General features: G+C 66.3%; 14 protein-coding genes. All 14 read left to right on the top strand.

What is annotated here, in order from left to right:
- Nucleotides 1-7 precede the first annotated feature (7 nt).
- The 14 genes from motB (at nucleotide 8) to flhA (ending at nucleotide 16,324) form a co-directional block, all read left to right on the top strand.
- A complete protein-coding gene (gene motB / locus HDG33_RS25120) occupies nucleotides 8-1,018 on the top strand; it encodes a flagellar motor protein MotB (RefSeq protein WP_184035003.1) in 1,011 nt (336 codons plus the stop codon).
- 83 nt (nucleotides 1,019-1,101) lie between these two features.
- A complete protein-coding gene (locus HDG33_RS25115; protein ID WP_184035000.1) occupies nucleotides 1,102-1,479 on the top strand; it encodes a response regulator in 378 nt (125 codons plus the stop codon).
- A 96-nt stretch (nucleotides 1,480-1,575) separates the two neighbouring features.
- The gene (cheA, locus tag HDG33_RS25110; RefSeq protein ID WP_184034997.1) at nucleotides 1,576-3,936 is read left to right on the top strand and encodes a chemotaxis protein CheA; all 2,361 of its coding nucleotides are present in this window, start codon (nucleotides 1,576-1,578) and stop codon (nucleotides 3,934-3,936) included.
- Between the two features lie 79 nt (nucleotides 3,937-4,015).
- Nucleotides 4,016-4,549: a chemotaxis protein CheW gene (locus HDG33_RS25105; RefSeq protein ID WP_090802480.1), complete on the top strand. Its 534-nt coding sequence runs from the start codon at nucleotides 4,016-4,018 to the stop codon at nucleotides 4,547-4,549.
- A gap of 39 nt (nucleotides 4,550-4,588) precedes the next feature.
- Complete coding sequence (locus HDG33_RS25100) at nucleotides 4,589-6,445, top strand: methyl-accepting chemotaxis protein (RefSeq protein ID WP_184034994.1); 1,857 nt, start codon at nucleotides 4,589-4,591, stop codon at nucleotides 6,443-6,445.
- 204 nt (nucleotides 6,446-6,649) lie between these two features.
- Nucleotides 6,650-7,621: a CheR family methyltransferase gene (locus HDG33_RS25095; protein ID WP_184034991.1), complete on the top strand. Its 972-nt coding sequence runs from the start codon at nucleotides 6,650-6,652 to the stop codon at nucleotides 7,619-7,621.
- The gene (cheD, locus tag HDG33_RS25090) at nucleotides 7,618-8,337 is read left to right on the top strand and encodes a chemoreceptor glutamine deamidase CheD (protein WP_018418784.1); all 720 of its coding nucleotides are present in this window, start codon (nucleotides 7,618-7,620) and stop codon (nucleotides 8,335-8,337) included. The genes HDG33_RS25095 and cheD overlap by 4 nt, the downstream gene beginning before the upstream one ends.
- A 5-nt stretch (nucleotides 8,338-8,342) precedes the next feature.
- Nucleotides 8,343-9,431 (top strand): chemotaxis response regulator protein-glutamate methylesterase, encoded by a 1,089-nt coding sequence (locus HDG33_RS25085; protein ID WP_184035107.1) that lies wholly within the window; start codon nucleotides 8,343-8,345, stop codon nucleotides 9,429-9,431.
- Between the two features lie 61 nt (nucleotides 9,432-9,492).
- Nucleotides 9,493-9,888 carry a chemotaxis response regulator CheY gene (gene cheY / locus HDG33_RS25080; RefSeq protein ID WP_018418782.1) on the top strand — a complete coding sequence of 132 codons (396 nt, stop codon included), beginning with the start codon at nucleotides 9,493-9,495 and terminating at the stop codon, nucleotides 9,886-9,888.
- A 1-nt stretch (nucleotide 9,889) separates the two neighbouring features.
- The gene (gene cheZ, locus HDG33_RS25075) at nucleotides 9,890-10,600 is read left to right on the top strand and encodes a protein phosphatase CheZ (RefSeq protein WP_184034988.1); all 711 of its coding nucleotides are present in this window, start codon (nucleotides 9,890-9,892) and stop codon (nucleotides 10,598-10,600) included.
- Between the two features lie 337 nt (nucleotides 10,601-10,937).
- Nucleotides 10,938-11,483: a DUF2844 domain-containing protein gene (locus HDG33_RS25070; protein WP_184034978.1), complete on the top strand. Its 546-nt coding sequence runs from the start codon at nucleotides 10,938-10,940 to the stop codon at nucleotides 11,481-11,483.
- A gap of 14 nt (nucleotides 11,484-11,497) precedes the next feature.
- Complete coding sequence (locus HDG33_RS25065; RefSeq protein WP_184034965.1) at nucleotides 11,498-12,814, top strand: DUF3443 domain-containing protein; 1,317 nt, start codon at nucleotides 11,498-11,500, stop codon at nucleotides 12,812-12,814.
- Nucleotides 12,815-12,989: 175 nt separating this feature from the next.
- Nucleotides 12,990-14,225: a flagellar biosynthesis protein FlhB gene (flhB, locus tag HDG33_RS25060; RefSeq protein ID WP_184034954.1), complete on the top strand. Its 1,236-nt coding sequence runs from the start codon at nucleotides 12,990-12,992 to the stop codon at nucleotides 14,223-14,225.
- Complete coding sequence (flhA, locus tag HDG33_RS25055; RefSeq protein WP_184034951.1) at nucleotides 14,222-16,324, top strand: flagellar biosynthesis protein FlhA; 2,103 nt, start codon at nucleotides 14,222-14,224, stop codon at nucleotides 16,322-16,324. The genes flhB and flhA overlap by 4 nt, the downstream gene beginning before the upstream one ends.
- The last annotated feature ends 160 nt before the right edge of the window (nucleotides 16,325-16,484 follow it).

Here is a 16,484-nt window from a genome sequence, read left to right as displayed (position 1 = left end):
CGAACCGATGAGCAGCAAGGACAAAGACCGCGCAATCGTCGTCAAGCGCAGCGCGCCGAAAAAGTCCGGTCATCACGGCGGCGCGTGGAAGCTCGCGTACGCGGACTTCATGACCGCGATGATGGCGTTCTTCCTGCTGATGTGGCTGCTGAGTTCGGCCTCCACCGTGCAGCTGAAAGGTATCGCCGACTACTTCAACCAGCCGTTGAAGATCACGCTGTGGGGCGGCGATCGCAGCGCCGAAGACTCGAGCATCCTGAAGGGCGGCGGTCGCGACATCTCGACCGACGCGCAGGGCGTGACCCGCTCGACCGACGGCAGCAGCAGCCGCGCCGAGCGCACCGCGTCGCACAACGACGACGACTCCGTGAAGCAGCTGAAGGGCGCGCTCGAACGCCAGGAACAGGTGCGTCTGCACGACCTGCAGGTCAAGCTGATGGCCGCGATCGAGGCGAACCCGGTGCTGCGCCAGTTCAAGCAGCAGATCCGCATCGACTCGACGCTGACCGGCCTGCGCATCGAGATCGTCGACTCGCAGAAGCGGCCGATGTTCGCGACCGCACGCGACGTCGTCGAGCCGTACATGCGCGATATCCTGCGCGAGATCGGCCACACGCTGAACGACGTGCCGAACCGCATCATCGTGCAGGGCCATACCGACGCCGTGCCGTACGCGGGCGGTGAGAAGGGTTATAGCAACTGGGAGCTGTCGGCCGACCGCGCCAACGCGTCGCGGCGCGAGCTGGTCGCGGGCGGCATGGACGAAGCGAAGGTAATGCGCGTGCTCGGTCTCGCGTCGACGCAGAACCTGAACAAGGCGGACCCGCTCGATCCGGAAAACCGTCGCATCAGCATCATCGTGTTGAACAGGAAGTCCGAGGAGGCGCTCGATCACGACGACTCCACGACGACGACCCTGTCGGACGACGCAGCCGGCTCGAAGCCGCTGCTGCAAAGACTTGCGCAGCCGGTGACGGCTGCACCGAAGTTGCCGGCGGCGGCGCCACCGGCCCAGTAACAGACCGCGGCCGCCGGGCCGCGGCCCGCGCCCGCCCGGCGCGCGCCGCCCGGCGGCCCAGTGTTAAGCGCAGCGAGGTTTTCATGATCAGGCACATCCTGGCAATCGACGATTCGGCATCGATGCGGCAGATCCTCGCCGCGACGCTGACGGGCGCCGGCTATGAAGTCACGCTCGCGGCGGACGGCAACGAAGGGCTCGAAAACGCGCTCGCGATGGCGTTCGATCTCGTGTTGACCGACCAGCACATGCCCGGCAAGACCGGTCTCGATCTGATCACCGCGCTGCGCGGAAATCCGGCCTATCAGGCGACGCCCATCCTCGTCCTCACGACGGAATCGGGCGAACCCTTCAAAGAGGCGGCGCGCGCGGCGGGGGCGACCGGCTGGATCGAAAAGCCGCTCGACCCGGACCTGCTGACCGAGCTGGTGGCGGCGCTGGCCGAACCGGACCCGGCTTGATCCCCGTCATCAGCACCTTTAAACACAGTACAGATAGCTCTCGACGCGCCTCTACGGCGACTCACGCCAGACAGGCACTCTCGCGGTGAACCAGGCATGACACTCGACATCACACAGTTCTATCAGACGTTCTTCGACGAAGCGGACGAACTGCTCGCGCAGATGGAGCAATTGCTGCTCAATCTCGACGTGGCCCACCCGGACCCCGAAGACCTCGCGGCGATCTTTCGCGCCGCGCATTCGATCAAGGGCGGCGCGGCGACGTTCGGTTTCACCGCGCTCACCGAGACCACGCACATTCTCGAGTCGCTGCTCGATCGCGCGCGCAACAACGAGCTGGTGCTGCGCAAGGACATGATCGACACGTTCCTCGAAACCAAGGACGTGCTGTCCGGCCAGCTCGCCGACTATCGCGCGAGCGCCGAGCCCGACGCGGCGGTGGCGCGTGCGATCTGCGCGAAGCTGGAGCAGCTGCACGCGGAAAGCCGCATGGGCGGCGCGCCGGCAGCGGCGTCGAGCGCCGAAACCGCGCCGGCGGTGAGCGCCCCCGCGCCCGCAGCAGCGCAGGCGACGGCAACCCAAACAACAACACAAGCAACCGCGGTACAGCAGCAAGGCGGCACCCCGCCCGAGCACGTCGTCGAACAGGCGGTGCAGGCGGCGGGCGAATGGATCGACGGCGAACCGGCACAGACCGGACAAGCCGCGGGCACGGCCGACAGCGCCGGCCCACATCTGAAAATTACGCTACGGGGCGTGGGAGAGAAAGACCAGGAACTGCTCACCGAAGAGCTGGGCAACCTGGGCAACATCGTCGGGCAGGTCAAGAGCGGCAGCGATCTGACGCTGTGGCTCTCGAGCGACGTATCTTCCGACGACATCATCGCCGTGTGCTGCTTCGTGATCGACGAAAGTCAGATCACGATCGGCCGCGGCACCGCGCCGGCGGACGACGCGCAGCAGGGCGAACCTGGAACGCCCGACGCTGCCGCTCCGACACCGGCGCAATCCGCGCAGGTCGCGCCCGCCGCTCCCGCGGCGCAAGCGCAGGCGCAGCCGGTCCTTCACACGGAGCCCGCAGCATCGGCGACCCCGGCGGCCCTCACCGCTGCGCCCGCAAGCGCGCCCGGTCAGGCGGACAGCATCGAGCCGCCGCCTGCGGCACCCGCGGCGGCTCAGGCGGCGGCCAAACCGGCTTCGGCCGCGTCCGCCGATCCGGACCGCAAGGCGGCCCGTCCGGCCGCCGCGGCGGCCGGCGGCGAAGGCAGCTCGATTCGCGTCGGCGTCGAGAAGGTCGATCAGCTGATCAATCTGGTCGGCGAGCTGGTGATCACGCAGGCGATGCTCGCGGAGACCACCAGCACGTTCGATCCGGCGCTGCACGACCGGCTCTTCAACGGCATGGCGCAACTCGAGCGCAACGCGCGCGATCTGCAGGAAGCGGTGATGTCGATCCGCATGATGCCGATGGATTACGTGTTCAGCCGCTTCCCGCGTCTGGTGCGCGATCTCGCGGCGAAACTCGGCAAGGAGGTCGAACTCGTCACCTTCGGTCAGGCGACCGAACTCGACAAGAGCCTCATCGAACGGATCATCGACCCGTTGACGCACCTCGTGCGCAACAGTCTCGACCACGGCATCGAAACCGTCGAGGCGCGGCGCGAGGCGGGCAAGGATTCGACCGGTCAGCTGGTGCTGTCGGCGGCGCACCACGGCGGCAACATCGTCATCGAGGTCAGCGACGACGGCGCGGGCCTGCGCCGCGACAAGATCCTCGCGAAGGCGGCCAAGCAGGGCATGCAGGTCAGCGACACGATGAGCGACGAGGAAGTCTGGAACCTGATCTTCCTGCCGGGCTTCTCGACCGCGGAGCAGGTCACCGACGTGTCCGGCCGCGGCGTCGGCATGGACGTGGTGAAGCGCAACATCCAGTCGATGGGCGGTCACGTCGAGATCACGTCGCACGCGGGCAAGGGCAGCACCACGCGGATCGTGCTGCCGCTCACGCTCGCGATCCTCGACGGCATGTCGGTGAAGGTCGGCAACGAGATCTTCATCCTGCCGCTGAACTTCGTGATGGAGTCGCTGCAACCGCGAGCCGAAGACATTTACACGGTCGCCAACGGCGAGCGCGTGGTGCGCGTGCGCGGCGAATACCTGCCGCTCGTCGCGCTGCACGAGGTGTTCAACGTGTCGGATGCGAAGCAGGAGCCGACCCAGGGCATCGTTACGATCATGCAGACCGAGGGACGGCGCTTCGCGATGCTGATCGATGAGCTCGTCGGCCAGCAGCAGGTGGTCGTGAAGAATCTGGAAACGAACTACCGCAAGGTGCACGGCATTTCCGCGGCGACCATTCTGGGCGACGGCAGCGTCGCGCTGATCGTGGACGTCGCGGCGCTGAACCGCGAATCGCGTCATGCGCATGGGCACGCGCAGGCGATGAGCCTCGCGTAACGCACGCAGCAGACGCGGCACTGACAGACATTCGCAACACAACTTCAACTCAATTCATCCCAACCGTTTGGGGGCTAACGTGGCAGAAGTCCAATCCATCAATTCGAGCGTCGCGAACGCGAGCGGTACGAATGGCCGCCGCGACGCGCAGGCGGACGCCGGCGGTCAGGAATTCCTCGTCTTCACGCTCGGCGCGGAAGAGTACGGCATCGACATCCTCAAGGTGCAGGAAATCCGCGGCTACGACAACGTGACGCGCATCGCCAACGCGCCCGAGTTCATCAAGGGCGTGATCAACCTGCGCGGCATCATCGTGCCGATCGTCGACATGCGGATCAAGTTCCATCTCGGCCGCGTCGAGTACGACCATCAGACCGTCGTGATCATCCTGAACGTCGCGCATCGCGTGGTCGGCATGGTCGTGGACGGCGTGTCGGACGTGCTGACGCTCGCGGTCGATCAGATCATGCCGGCACCGGAATTCGGCGCGACGCTGACGACCGAATACCTGACCGGTCTCGGCACGGTCGACGGCCGCATGCTGATCCTGATGGACATCGAGAAGCTGATGACCAGCTCCGAGATGTCGCTGACCGAAACGCTCGGCGTCTGAGCGTAGGCAGTAACGGAACCCGGCACAAGGAGCATCAAAATGCTGAGCAGGTGGTCGATCCGCACGTCGCTGACGATGGTGGGGATTCTTCTGGTGACGCTGACGGTGGTGGTCGGCGCGCTCGGGCTGACCGCGCTGAATCGCGCGAGCGGCTCGCTCGATCGCATCGCACGCGGCGAACTGGTCGCGATTCATGCGCTCGACGATGCGTCGGCGTATCTGTTGCGTTCGCGCATCGCGATCGATCGCTTCAACACGCTGACGGCCGCCGGTAACGCGGACGAGGCGAAGAAGGCGCTCGATCGCGCGCAGGAGCTGCTCGGCAAGAGCAAGCAGAGCTGGCAGGCGTATCTCGACGCGCCGAAGCACCGCGTCGAGCAGGCCTTGCTCGACGATGTGCTCGCGAAGCATACGACGGTGATGCACGACGGCGTCGACGTCGAATTCGCCGCGTTGAACGCCAACAATCTCGACGCGTATCACGCGGTCGCGGACACGAAGATCAGCCCGATGTTCATCGCCTACGACGCGGCCGCCGCCGCGGTGATCCAGGCGTTGCGGCAGAGCGTGGCCGATCAGGAAACGAGCGCGCAGTCGAGCGCGTCGCTGATGATCATGCTGATCGGCGTGACCACGGTGTTCGCGCTGCTGGTGGTGGTCGGCATCCGTTTCGCGCTGCGCGGTCTCATCGTGCAGCCGCTGAACGACGCGACCGCGTGCTTCGAGCGGATCGCTGGGGGCGACCTGTCCACCCCCGTCGAGGTGTTCAGCAACAATGAAATCGGCCGTCTGTTCGCGGGCATCAAGCGGATGCAGGAAAGCCTCGCGACGATGGTGCGCGCGGTCCGCAGCGGCACCGAATCGATCGACACCGGCGCGCGCGAAATCGCGATGGGCAACACCGATCTGTCGCAGCGCACCGAGCAGCAAGCGGCGTCGCTGCAGGAAACCGCATCGAGCATGGATCAGTTGACCGGCACCGTGCGGCAGAACACCGAGAACGCGCGCCAGGCGAGCCAGCTCGCCGTCAACGCGTCGGACATCGCGACGCGCGGCGGCGACGTGGTGAGCCAGGTCGTCACGACGATGCAGGAAATCGCGACCAGTTCGAACAAGGTCGTCGACATCATCGGCGTGATCGAGGGCATCGCGTTCCAGACCAACATCCTCGCGCTGAACGCGGCGGTCGAAGCCGCACGCGCCGGCGAACAGGGCCGCGGATTCGCGGTCGTCGCGGGCGAAGTGCGCAGCCTCGCGCAGCGCAGCGCGAGCGCCGCGAAGGAGATCAAGGAGCTGATCGGCGATTCGGCCGACAAGGTCAAGAGCGGCTCCGAGCTGGTCGGCCGCGCGGGCACGACGATGGACGAAATCGTGCAGGCGGTGCGTCGCGTGACCGACATCATGGGCGAGATCAGCGCGGCGTCGGAAGAGCAGTCGGGCGGCATCGAGCAGGTCAACCGCGCGGTCGTGCAGATGGATTCGGTCACGCAGCAGAACGCGGCGCTGGTTGAACAGGCGGCGGCCGCGGCGGCGTCGCTCGAAGATCAGACGCGGCAGTTGCAGGCGGTGCTGGGCGGCTGGAAGGTAACCGGCACACCGGCGCGTCAGAGCGCCCCGGCGACGCGTGCGCAGACGCCCGCGCGGCTCGCCAGGGCTGCACCACAAGCGGCGAGCGCGGCGACTCCGGTGAACCCGGTGGGCGCGAGCAAGGAATCGAAGGCAACCGCGGCGAGCGCGGCGACCCCGACGCAGCACGACGCAGCCGCACGCGTCGAACCGGTATTGAAGCCCCGGCCGGCCGCAGCCGCGGCTCGCGTCACGACCGACACGCCCACGCGCGCCGCTCCGCCGGGCACGGCGAAGGCGAGCCCGGACGCGGACTGGGAAACGTTTTAGGCAACGGCAGAGTGACATGTGGTCAACCGGCATCGCGCCCGCGGATGGGCGAAGCATCGAAGCACGCGCAGTACGCGTGTCGCGAGCCGGCCATATGTCGATGGTACTCGCGGGAGGGCGCGACCCCGCGACGACGATTCCTACCTCCCAGGCAGTCCGGCTGGGCGGCGAGCGTGATGGCTCATATCGCAGACAGGAATTTTCATGATGGCAACGCGCGCAACACAACGCCCCGCGCGGGCAGCACCTGACGGCACAGAGCCGGCCAGGTCCGTCGAGACGGGCCGCGATTTCGAATTTACGGCGGCGGATTTCGCCCGCATCCGCGAGCTGATTCATCGCGGGGCGGGCATCTCGCTGTCGGACCACAAGCGCGACATGGCGTATAGCCGCCTCGCGCGCCGCTTGCGGGCGCGCGGCATCGATACGTTCCGGCAGTATCTCGATCTGCTCGAAGCGGAAAACGATCCGGCCGAGTGGGAAGCGTTCACCAATGCCCTGACCACCAACCTCACGGCGTTTTTCCGCGAAGCCCATCACTTTCCGATCCTCGCCGAGTTCGTGCCGCGCCGTGCGCAACCGGTGTCCGTGTGGTGCTCGGCGGCGTCGACGGGCGAGGAGCCGTACTCGATCGCGATGACGCTGATCGAAGCGCTCGGCGACAGCGGCGCGCGACAGGCGTCGGTGCTCGCGACCGACATCGACACCCAGGTGCTCGCGAAGGCCGAGGCCGGCGTCTACCAGTTCGACCAGGTCAAGCACCTGTCGCCCGAGCGGTTGAAGCGCTTCTTCCTGAAGGGCACGGGCGCGCATGCGGGGATGGTCAAGGTGCGTCCCGACGTGCGCGCGCTCGTGCGCTTCGAGCAACTGAACCTGACCAATCGCGATTACCAGTTGCGCACGCAGTTCGACGCGATCTTCTGCCGCAACGTGATGATCTATTTCGACAAGCCGACGCAGGCGCAGGTGCTGACGCGCTTCGAGCCGCTGATGAAACCGGGCGGCCTGTTGTTCGCCGGCCATTCGGAAAACTTCACGTACGTGACGCAAGCGTTCCGGCTGCGCGGCCAGACCGTCTACGAACTGACGCGCGACGCGGGCGGCATTCGCGCGCCGTCGCGCGCCAACGCGCCTGACGCGCACGACGCGCATCAATCGAGCGGGGTGGCCGCATGAGCAGCACGCTGCCGATCGCTTCGAACCTGTACTACGACAACCACTTCCAGCGCCCCGGCGTGAAGCTGTTGCCCAACGAGTTCTATACGACGAGCGAAGACATGGTGCTCGTGACCGTGCTCGGCTCGTGCGTCGCGGCCTGCATCCAGGACCGCACCGCGGGCATCGGCGGCATGAATCACTTCATGCTGCCCGACGATGGCGCCGACGTCGCGCAGGCCGCGTCGGACTCGATGCGCTACGGCGCGTACGCGATGGAAGTGCTGATCAACGAACTGATCAAGGCGGGCGGGCGGCGCGAGCGCTTCGAGGCCAAGGTGTTCGGCGGCGGCGCGGTGCTCGCGGGCATGACGACGATGAACATCGGCGATCGCAACTCGGAGTTCGTGCGCCGCTATCTGGCCACCGAAAAGATCCGCATCGTCGCCGAGGACCTGCAGGGCTCGCACCCGCGCAAGGTCGCGTTCATGCCGCGCACCGGTCAGGTGATGGTGAAGAAATTGCGCTTGCAACAGGAAGCGGGCGTCGCCGAGCGCGAGCAGGCGCTCGTGCGGCAAAGCGCCGAAGCACGCGCGGAGCGGCTCGCCGCCGCGCGCAAGCGGGTCGAGCTGTTCGCGAAGCCGGCCGCCGCCGCCGCGCGGCCGAGAATCGAACTGTTCGGCGCGAGCCCGCGCCCGACTCATTCCAACAACGCCAGAACCACAGAGGAGGCGTGAGCGCTGTGCAAAAGATCAAGGTATTGTGCGTCGACGATTCGGCGCTGATCCGCAGCCTGATGACCGAAATCATCAATAGCCAGCCGGACATGACGGTGGTCGCGACGGCACCCGATCCGCTCGTCGCGCGCGAGCTCATCAAGCAGCACAACCCGGACGTGTTGACGCTCGACGTCGAAATGCCGCGCATGGACGGCCTCGACTTTCTCGAGAAGCTGATGCGTCTGCGGCCGATGCCGGTCGTGATGGTGTCGTCGCTGACCGAGCGCGGCAACGAAATCACGCTGCGCGCACTCGAACTCGGCGCGGTCGATTTCGTGACCAAGCCGAAGGTCGGCATTCGCGACGGCATGCTCGACTACGCGGAAAAGCTCGCCGACAAGGTTCGCGCGGCAGCCCGCGCGCGCGTACGCCAGGCGGCGCCGGCGCAGCATGCGGCCACCCAGGCCGCGCAGGCGCCGGTCGGCTCCGCGCCGCTCTTCAACAACCCGCTGCTGAGTACCGAGAAGCTGGTTATCGTCGGCGCCTCGACGGGCGGCACCGAAGCGATCCGCGAAGTGCTGGTGCCGCTGCCGCCCGACGCGCCCGCGGTGCTGATCGCGCAGCACATGCCGCCGGGCTTTACGAAATCTTTCGCGCAACGCCTCAATGGTTTGTGCCGGATTACCGTTAAAGAAGCTGAGCACGGCGAGCGTGTGCTGCCGGGGCACGCGTACATCGCGCCGGGCCATGCGCATCTGTTGCTCGCGAGGAGCGGTGCGAACTATATTGCGCATCTGTCCGACGACCCGCCGGTGAACCGGCATCGTCCGTCGGTCGATGTGCTGTTCCGTTCGGCCGCGCAGCATGCGGGCAAGAACGCCGTTGGCGTGATCCTGACCGGCATGGGGCGCGACGGCGCAGCCGGGCTGCTGGAGATGAAAAAGGCCGGTGCCTACACGCTGGCGCAGGACGAGGCGAGTTGCATCGTGTTCGGCATGCCGCGCGAGGCGATCGCGCTCGGCGCGGCCGACGAAATCGCCGCGCTGCCGGACATGAGCCGGCGCGTGATGGCGCGTTTGTCGTCGATGGGTGACCGCGTTCAGCGGGTATGATGCGTGCCGGATGGAATGACGCGGCCGAGCGCCGCAACATGGATCAAGCAAAGGGAAAGAAATGGACAAGGGAATGAAGATTCTGGTGGTTGACGATTTTCCGACGATGCGCCGGATCGTCCGCAACCTGCTGAAGGAACTGGGCTACTCGAACGTCGACGAGGCGGAAGACGGCGCGGCCGGTCTCGCGCGTCTGCGCAGCGGCAGCTACGAGTTCGTGATCTCCGACTGGAACATGCCGAACCTCGACGGTCTCGCGATGCTGAAGGAAATCCGCGCCGACGCGAGCCTCGCGCACCTGCCGGTGTTGATGGTGACGGCCGAGTCGAAGAAGGAAAACATCATCGCGGCGGCGCAGGCCGGCGCGAGCGGTTACGTCGTCAAGCCGTTCACGGCCGCGACGCTCGACGAGAAGCTCAACAAGATCCTCGAGAAAATGGCGAAAGCCGGGAGCTGACGTGACGCCGCCGACCCAAACGCCTGGCGCCGAAGCGGGCAACGACAGCGGCGACTTCGCGTCGGACCGCATCCTTGCCCGCATCGGACAACTGACGCGCACGCTGCGCGATTCGATGCGCGAACTCGGGCTCGACAAGCACGTCGAGCGCGCGGCCGAAGCCGTGCCCGATGCGCGCGATCGTCTGAAGTACATCGCCAACATGACCGAGCAGGCCGCCGAGCGCGTGCTGTCGGCAATCGACATCGCGAAGCCGATCCAGGAGCAGCTGACGAAAGACGCGGGCACGCTCGACGCGCGCTGGGAGCAGTGGTACGCGGCGCCGATCGAGCGCGAGGAAGTGCGCGCGCTGATGAACGACACGCGCACCTTTCTGCGCGGCGTGCCCGACGCGACCAGCGCGACCAACTCGCAGCTGATGGAGATCATGCTCGCGCAGGACTTCCAGGATCTGACCGGCCAGGTGATCAAGAAGATCACCGACGTCGTCTATCTGATCGAGCAGCAGCTGCTCGGCGTGCTGGTCGAGAACATCGCGCTCGAGCGGCGCGAGCAGTTCGCGGCGAACGCCGCGGCTCTCAAGGCGGAGGTGTCGTCGACGGGCAGCCCGGAGCATCTGCTCAACGGTCCGCAGATCAATCCGGAAGGCAAGACGGATGTGGTGCAGGATCAATCGCAGGTCGACGATCTGCTCGCGAGCCTCGGTTTCTGAGCAAGTGACTCGGCCCGGCAAGCGCGCCGGGCTGGTGGTTTCTCCGCGATTTGCGCCAATCACGCGTTCAATGAGTACCGGCTACCCATCTTCCGTACGTTTTCCTGCTAGTAATAGTCGGTAAGTCGCGTGCGTGGGCGCGCCTTGCGCCGGCTGAAAGAATCCGCAGGCATACTACGAGGTCAAAGCGGTACGGCACCCGGCCCGCGCAACGCCGGGCAGTCGCCCGGTGAGGCCATCCCTCAGCGTTGCGGCCGCGGCGGTGCCGTATCATCTGCCTATAAGCGGCCGCTTCGTGCAGTCGGCGAAGCGTGCCGCGGCTCGGGAGGAGCTTCTCATGTGGAGTCGTATTGGTCGCGCCGGAGTCACGGCGTTCGTATTGCCATGTTCGTTACTGGCCCTGACGGCCGCGCAATCCGCCCATGCGGCGCTGGGCAGCGCGCCGCTTACCCCCCCGTCCGACGCGTCGGTGTCCTCCCGCGTGGTGCAGCCCGCCAGCGGCACATCGCAAAGCGTCATGCGTTCTGAGTCGAGCGCGGCGTCTTCCACGTCTTCCACACCCGCTTCCTACACGGTACGCGAGACCACGTTCGGCAACGGCACCGTGGTGCGCGAATACCTGAGCACGAGTGGCGCGGTATTCGGCATTTCGTGGCATGGTCCGCAAATGCCCGATCTCAGTGATCTGCTCGGCAGTTATTTCCCGCAGTACGTGGCCGGTGTGAAGGCCGTGCGGGCCGCGCGCGGCAATGCGCGGGGGCCGGTCGCCGTCGACGAGAGCGGGCTGGTGGTGCGTTCGGGCGGCCACATGGGCGCGTTCAGCGGCGTCGCGTGGCTGCCCTCCGCGCTGCCGGCCGGCGTCAGCGGTTCCGACATCCAGTAACGGCGAGGACCACGATGCGAACCATGCTCACGAACGCGAACCTCAAAAGCTGGATGCAGGCCGCGCTTGCCGTGCTGCTCACGGCGACGCTCGTCGCCTGCGGCGGAGGCGGCGGTAGCGACAACAACTCCAGTTCCGACAATGGCGGCAACACCTCGAACGGACTGAACGGCGGTTCGCTGCCGGCCAGCCCGACCCAGCAGCCGATCTCCGCGAATGCGTCGAACACGGTGCCGATCACGGTCGGCCGGGGCGTTTCGGGTGTCATCAACATCCCGACCGTCAGCGTCAGGATCTGCGCGCCAGCCTCGACCACCAACTGCCAGACGATCGACAACATCCAGGTCGACACCGGCTCGTTCGGCTTGCGCGTGGTCAGTTCCACGCTCAATTCGACGCTGCTCGGCGCACTGCCGGTCAGCACGATCGGCAGTAACAGCGCGCAGCTCGCCGAGTGCGCGACGTTCGCGGACGGTTACACGTGGGGCTCGGTGCGTACCGCGATCGTGACGATCGGCGGCGAAACGACGACCGGCAGCATCCCGCTGCAGATCATCGGCGACAAGGCCGCGAGCACGGTACCAAGCGGCTGCGGCAGCGGCCCGGCCGAAAACACGGCCGCCGATCTGGGCGCGAACGGCATCCTCGGCGTCGGCACCGCGCCGACCGATTGCGGCGCAACCTGCGCGAACACGACGACCGCGGCGACCTACAGCAACTACTTCGCCTGTCCGAACGGCACGTCGTGCACGCGCACCGCGGTGCCGATTCCGCAACAGATCGCCAATCCGGTCGCGAACTTCCCGCTCGACAACAACGGCGTGATCGTACAGATGGCACCGGTGTCGAACACCGGGCAGGCGTCGGCGACCGGCACGCTGGTGTTCGGCATCGGCACGCAGGGGAACAACCCGCTTGCCGCTGCGCAGGTGTTCACGACCGACCCATACGGCGACCTCAACAACAGCACCTTCAACGGCACGACCGTCCAGGCGTTCCTCGATTCCGGCTCGAACGCCTATTTCTTCGGCGACAGCACGCTCACGCTGTGCGGCAGTCAATTCGCGGGCTTCTATTGCCCGTCGTCGGCGCAGACCCGCACGGTCACGCTGGTCGGGAAGAACAACGTGTCGGCGGCCGCGAGCATCGGCATCGTGAACGCGCAGACGCTGTTCGCCAACGGCGGCAACTACGCGTTCAACACGCTCGCCGGCCAGATCGGCGGCAACGCCAGCTTCGACCTCGGTCTGCCGTTCTTCTTCGGCCGCTACGTGTACTACCACCTCGATCAGACCGCGAGCGGCGGTCCCTCCCCCTTCGTCGGCTACTGAAGCCGCACGTCGATCCAATGCCGGACGGCTTGCGTGACAAACGCGCGAGCCGTCCGCTCATCCGTCGAAATACCCCCGTTTCTCCGCCCTTATCCGCCGATCGGCGCTTGCGTCGAGCAGGAATAATCGCTCTCACTGGAAAGAGGCGCCGTGCCTCGGCCGACTGGAGAGCTTTGTGGCAGAGGACAGCGACCTCGAAAAAACCGAATCCGCCACCCCTCGGCGCCTGCAGAAGGCGCGCGAGGAGGGGCAGATCGTGCGTTCGCGGGAGCTGTCGACCTTCGCGCTGCTCGCGGCCGGGTTCTACGGCGTATGGGGCATGTCGGGCAGCATCGGCGAGCATTTGCAGAACATGCTGCGTGCGTCGCTCACCTTCAACCACGCGAGCGCGTTCGACACCAGCCGCATGCTGATCGGCGCGGGCTCAGCGGGTCGCGAAGGACTCTACGCGCTCGTGCCGATACTCGGCGTCACCGGACTTGCCGCGCTGCTCGCTCCGATGGCGCTGGGCGGCTGGCAACTGTCCGCGAAAGGGCTCGAGCCGAAGTTCAACCGGCTGAACCCGATCGAGGGCCTCGGCCGCATATTTTCGATCAACGGACCGATCCAGCTCGGCATGTCGCTCGCGAAGACGCTGGTGGTGGGGTTGATCGGCGGCACGGCGATCTGGAATCGCCACGAGCAATTCCTCGCGCTCGCGACGCAGCCGCTCGATCTCGCGCTCGCCAACTCCGTGCATCTGATCGCGGTGTGCTGCGGCATGACGGTGGCCGGCATGTTCGCGGTGGCCGCGCTCGACGTGCCGTACCAGCTCTGGTCGTTCCACAAGAAGCTGCGCATGACGAAGGAAGAAGTGAAGCGTGAGCATCGCGAGAGCGAAGGCGATCCGCACATCAAGGGCAAGATTCGCCAGCAGCAGCGCGCGATCGCGCGGCGCCGCATGATGGCGCAAGTGCCGAAGGCCGACGTGGTCGTGACCAACCCGACCCACTTCGCGGTCGCGCTGCAATACACGGACGGCGAGATGCGCGCGCCGAAGGTGGTCGCGAAGGGCGTGAACCTCGTGGCCGCGCGGATTCGCGAGATCGCCACCGAAAACAACGTGCCGCTGCTCGAAGCGCCGCCGCTCGCGCGTGCGCTCTATCACAACGTCGATCTGAATCGTGAGATTCCGGGGCCGCTCTATGGCGCGGTCGCGGAAGTGCTCGCGTGGGTCTATCAGCTGCGCCGCTTCAAGGCCGAAGGCGGCGACGTGCCGGTCGCGCCGACCGAACTCGACGTGCCGCCCGAACTCGACAAGGGCGGCGTATCGGACGAGGACGCCGCCGAGGAAGCCGCCAACACGCTGAACCCGGCCGACGACAACGCCAACGACGCCACTAGCGACGACAACAACGGAGCCTCCGCATGAACGCTCGCGCCGGTTTCCTCGCCCGACGCTCGGATGCGCTGAGCAGCACCAACCTGCGCGCCCTCGCCGGGCCGGTGCTGATCTGCATGATCCTCGGCATGATGATTCTGCCGTTGCCGCCGTTCCTGCTGGATCTGCTGTTCACGTTCAACATCGCGCTGTCGGTGATGGTGCTGCTCGTCAGCATGTACACGATGAAGCCGCTCGACTTCGCCGCGTTCCCGAGCGTGCTGCTGTTCTCGACGCTGCTGCGGCTGTCGCTGAACGTCGCCTCGACGCGGGTCGTGCTGCTCGAAGGCCATACCGGTCCCGATGCGGCCGGTCAGGTGATCGAGTCGTTCGGTCACTTCCTCGTGGGCGGCAACTTCGCGGTTGGTATCGTCGTGTTCGTGATCCTGATGGTGATCAACTTCATGGTGATCACCAAGGGCGCGGGGCGGATCGCCGAAGTGTCCGCGCGCTTCACGCTCGACGCGATGCCCGGCAAGCAGATGGCGATCGACGCCGATCTGAACGCCGGCCTCATCAACGAAGAGCAGGCTCGCACGCGGCGCAAGGAGATCTCTCAGGAAGCCGAGTTCTACGGCTCGATGGACGGTGCGAGCAAGTTCGTGCGAGGCGATGCGGTCGCCGGCCTCCTGATCATGGTGATCAACATCATCGGCGGGCTGATCGTCGGGATGGTCCAGCACGACATGAGTTTTGCCGCGGCGGGCAAGAACTACACGCTGCTGACGATCGGCGACGGCCTCGTCGCGCAGATTCCGTCGCTGGTGATTTCAACGGCGGCCGGCGTGATCGTCTCGCGCGTCGCGACCAACGAGGACATCGGCACGCAGCTGACCGGCCAGCTGTTCACGAACCCGCGCGTGCTGATGATCACCGGCTGCATTCTCGTGCTGATGGGCCTGATCCCGGGCATGCCGCACTTCGCGTTCCTGATTCTCGGCGGCGGCCTGATCCAGCTCGGCCGCACGATGAAGAAGCGCACCGAGGAGCGCAAGAACGCACCGGCGCTAGTCGACGTCGCGCCGGCCGCGCTGGCGCCGGTCGAAAACGCCGAGGCGAGCTGGGACGACGTGACGATGATCGACACGCTCGGCCTCGAAGTCGGCTACCGGCTGATTCCGCTCGTCGACAAGAACTCGGACGGCGAACTGCTCAAGCGGATCAAGAGCATCCGCAAGAAGTTCGCGCAGGAAATCGGCTTCTTGCCGCCGGTCATTCATATCCGCGACAACCTCGAATTGCGGCCGAACGGCTATCGGATCGCGTTGAAGGGCGTCGAGGTCGGCTCGGGCGAGGCGTATCCGGGCCAGTGGCTCGCGATCAACCCGGGCCAGGTATCGGCCGCGCTGCCGGGCACGCCGACCCAGGACCCGGCGTTCGGCCTGCCCGCCATCTGGATCGACACGAATCTGCGCGAACAGGCGCAGGTATACGGCTACACGGTCGTCGATTCGAGCACGGTGGTCGCGACGCACCTGAATCACCTCGTCGTCACGCACGCGTCGGAGCTGCTCGGCCGCCGCGAGGTGCAGTCGCTGGTCGAGCGGATGCAAAAGGACACAGCGTCGCTCGTCGACGATCTGGTGCCGAAGATGCTGCCGCTCACCACGCTGCAAAAGGTGCTGCAGAACCTGCTCGAAGAAGGCGTGCCGATTCGCGACATGCGCACGATCCTCGAAGCGCTCGCCGAACACGCGACCAAGCTCACCGACCCGCACGACCTCACCGCCGCGGTGCGGCTCGCGCTGGGCCGCGCGATCACGCAGCAGTGGTTCCCCGGGACCGCCGACATGCAGGTGATGGGCCTCGACGCGAACCTCGAACGGGTGTTGTCGCAGGCGCTATCGACCGGACCGAACCCGGGCCTCGAACCGGGTCTCGCGAACACGCTGCTCACCGAAACGCAGAAAGCGATGACGCGTCAGCAGAACCTTGGCCTCGCTCCGGTGCTGCTGGTGCAGCACGCACTGCGGCCGATGCTCGCGCGCTTCCTGCGCCGCAGCCTGCCGCAGCTGAAGGTGCTCTCGTATGCGGAAGTGCCCGATACGCGCAACATCAAGGTGGTCAATCTGATCGGCGCGCACGGCTGACGAAGGTCGCTCCCTCGCGGCTGTCGATACAACGCAAACCGGCGCTCCAATGGGGCGCCGGTTTGCGTTGGCACGGCTCTCCCAGGCTCGTCGAACGATGCGTCTGCCGTGTGTCCATCGCGCGAATTACCCACCTTTAACGGTCTTTATCCATCGATCG

Origin of the sequence: Paraburkholderia sp. Cpub6 (genome assembly GCF_014201065.1) — a bacterium.
GTDB classification, from domain to species: domain Bacteria; phylum Pseudomonadota; class Gammaproteobacteria; order Burkholderiales; family Burkholderiaceae; genus Paraburkholderia; species Paraburkholderia tuberum.
The sequence above is the reverse complement of the archived record's forward strand: the minus strand, read 5'-3'. Positions and strand labels throughout refer to the sequence as shown.

Excerpts from the sequence above, each read along its gene's own strand:
- motB (WP_184035003.1), top strand. The coding sequence starts at position 8 with ATGAGCAGCAAGGACAAAGACCGCGCAATCGTCGTCAAGCGCAGCGCG.
- HDG33_RS25115 (WP_184035000.1), top strand. The coding sequence starts at position 1,102 with ATGATCAGGCACATCCTGGCAATCGACGATTCGGCATCGATGCGGCAG.
- cheA (WP_184034997.1), top strand. The coding sequence starts at position 1,576 with ATGACACTCGACATCACACAGTTCTATCAGACGTTCTTCGACGAAGCG.
- HDG33_RS25100 (WP_184034994.1), top strand. The coding sequence starts at position 4,589 with ATGCTGAGCAGGTGGTCGATCCGCACGTCGCTGACGATGGTGGGGATT.
- HDG33_RS25095 (WP_184034991.1), top strand. The coding sequence starts at position 6,650 with ATGATGGCAACGCGCGCAACACAACGCCCCGCGCGGGCAGCACCTGAC.
- cheD (WP_018418784.1), top strand. The coding sequence starts at position 7,618 with ATGAGCAGCACGCTGCCGATCGCTTCGAACCTGTACTACGACAACCAC.
- cheY (WP_018418782.1), top strand. The coding sequence starts at position 9,493 with ATGGACAAGGGAATGAAGATTCTGGTGGTTGACGATTTTCCGACGATG.
- HDG33_RS25070 (WP_184034978.1), top strand. The coding sequence starts at position 10,938 with ATGTGGAGTCGTATTGGTCGCGCCGGAGTCACGGCGTTCGTATTGCCA.
- HDG33_RS25065 (WP_184034965.1), top strand. The coding sequence starts at position 11,498 with ATGCGAACCATGCTCACGAACGCGAACCTCAAAAGCTGGATGCAGGCC.
- flhA (WP_184034951.1), top strand. The coding sequence starts at position 14,222 with ATGAACGCTCGCGCCGGTTTCCTCGCCCGACGCTCGGATGCGCTGAGC.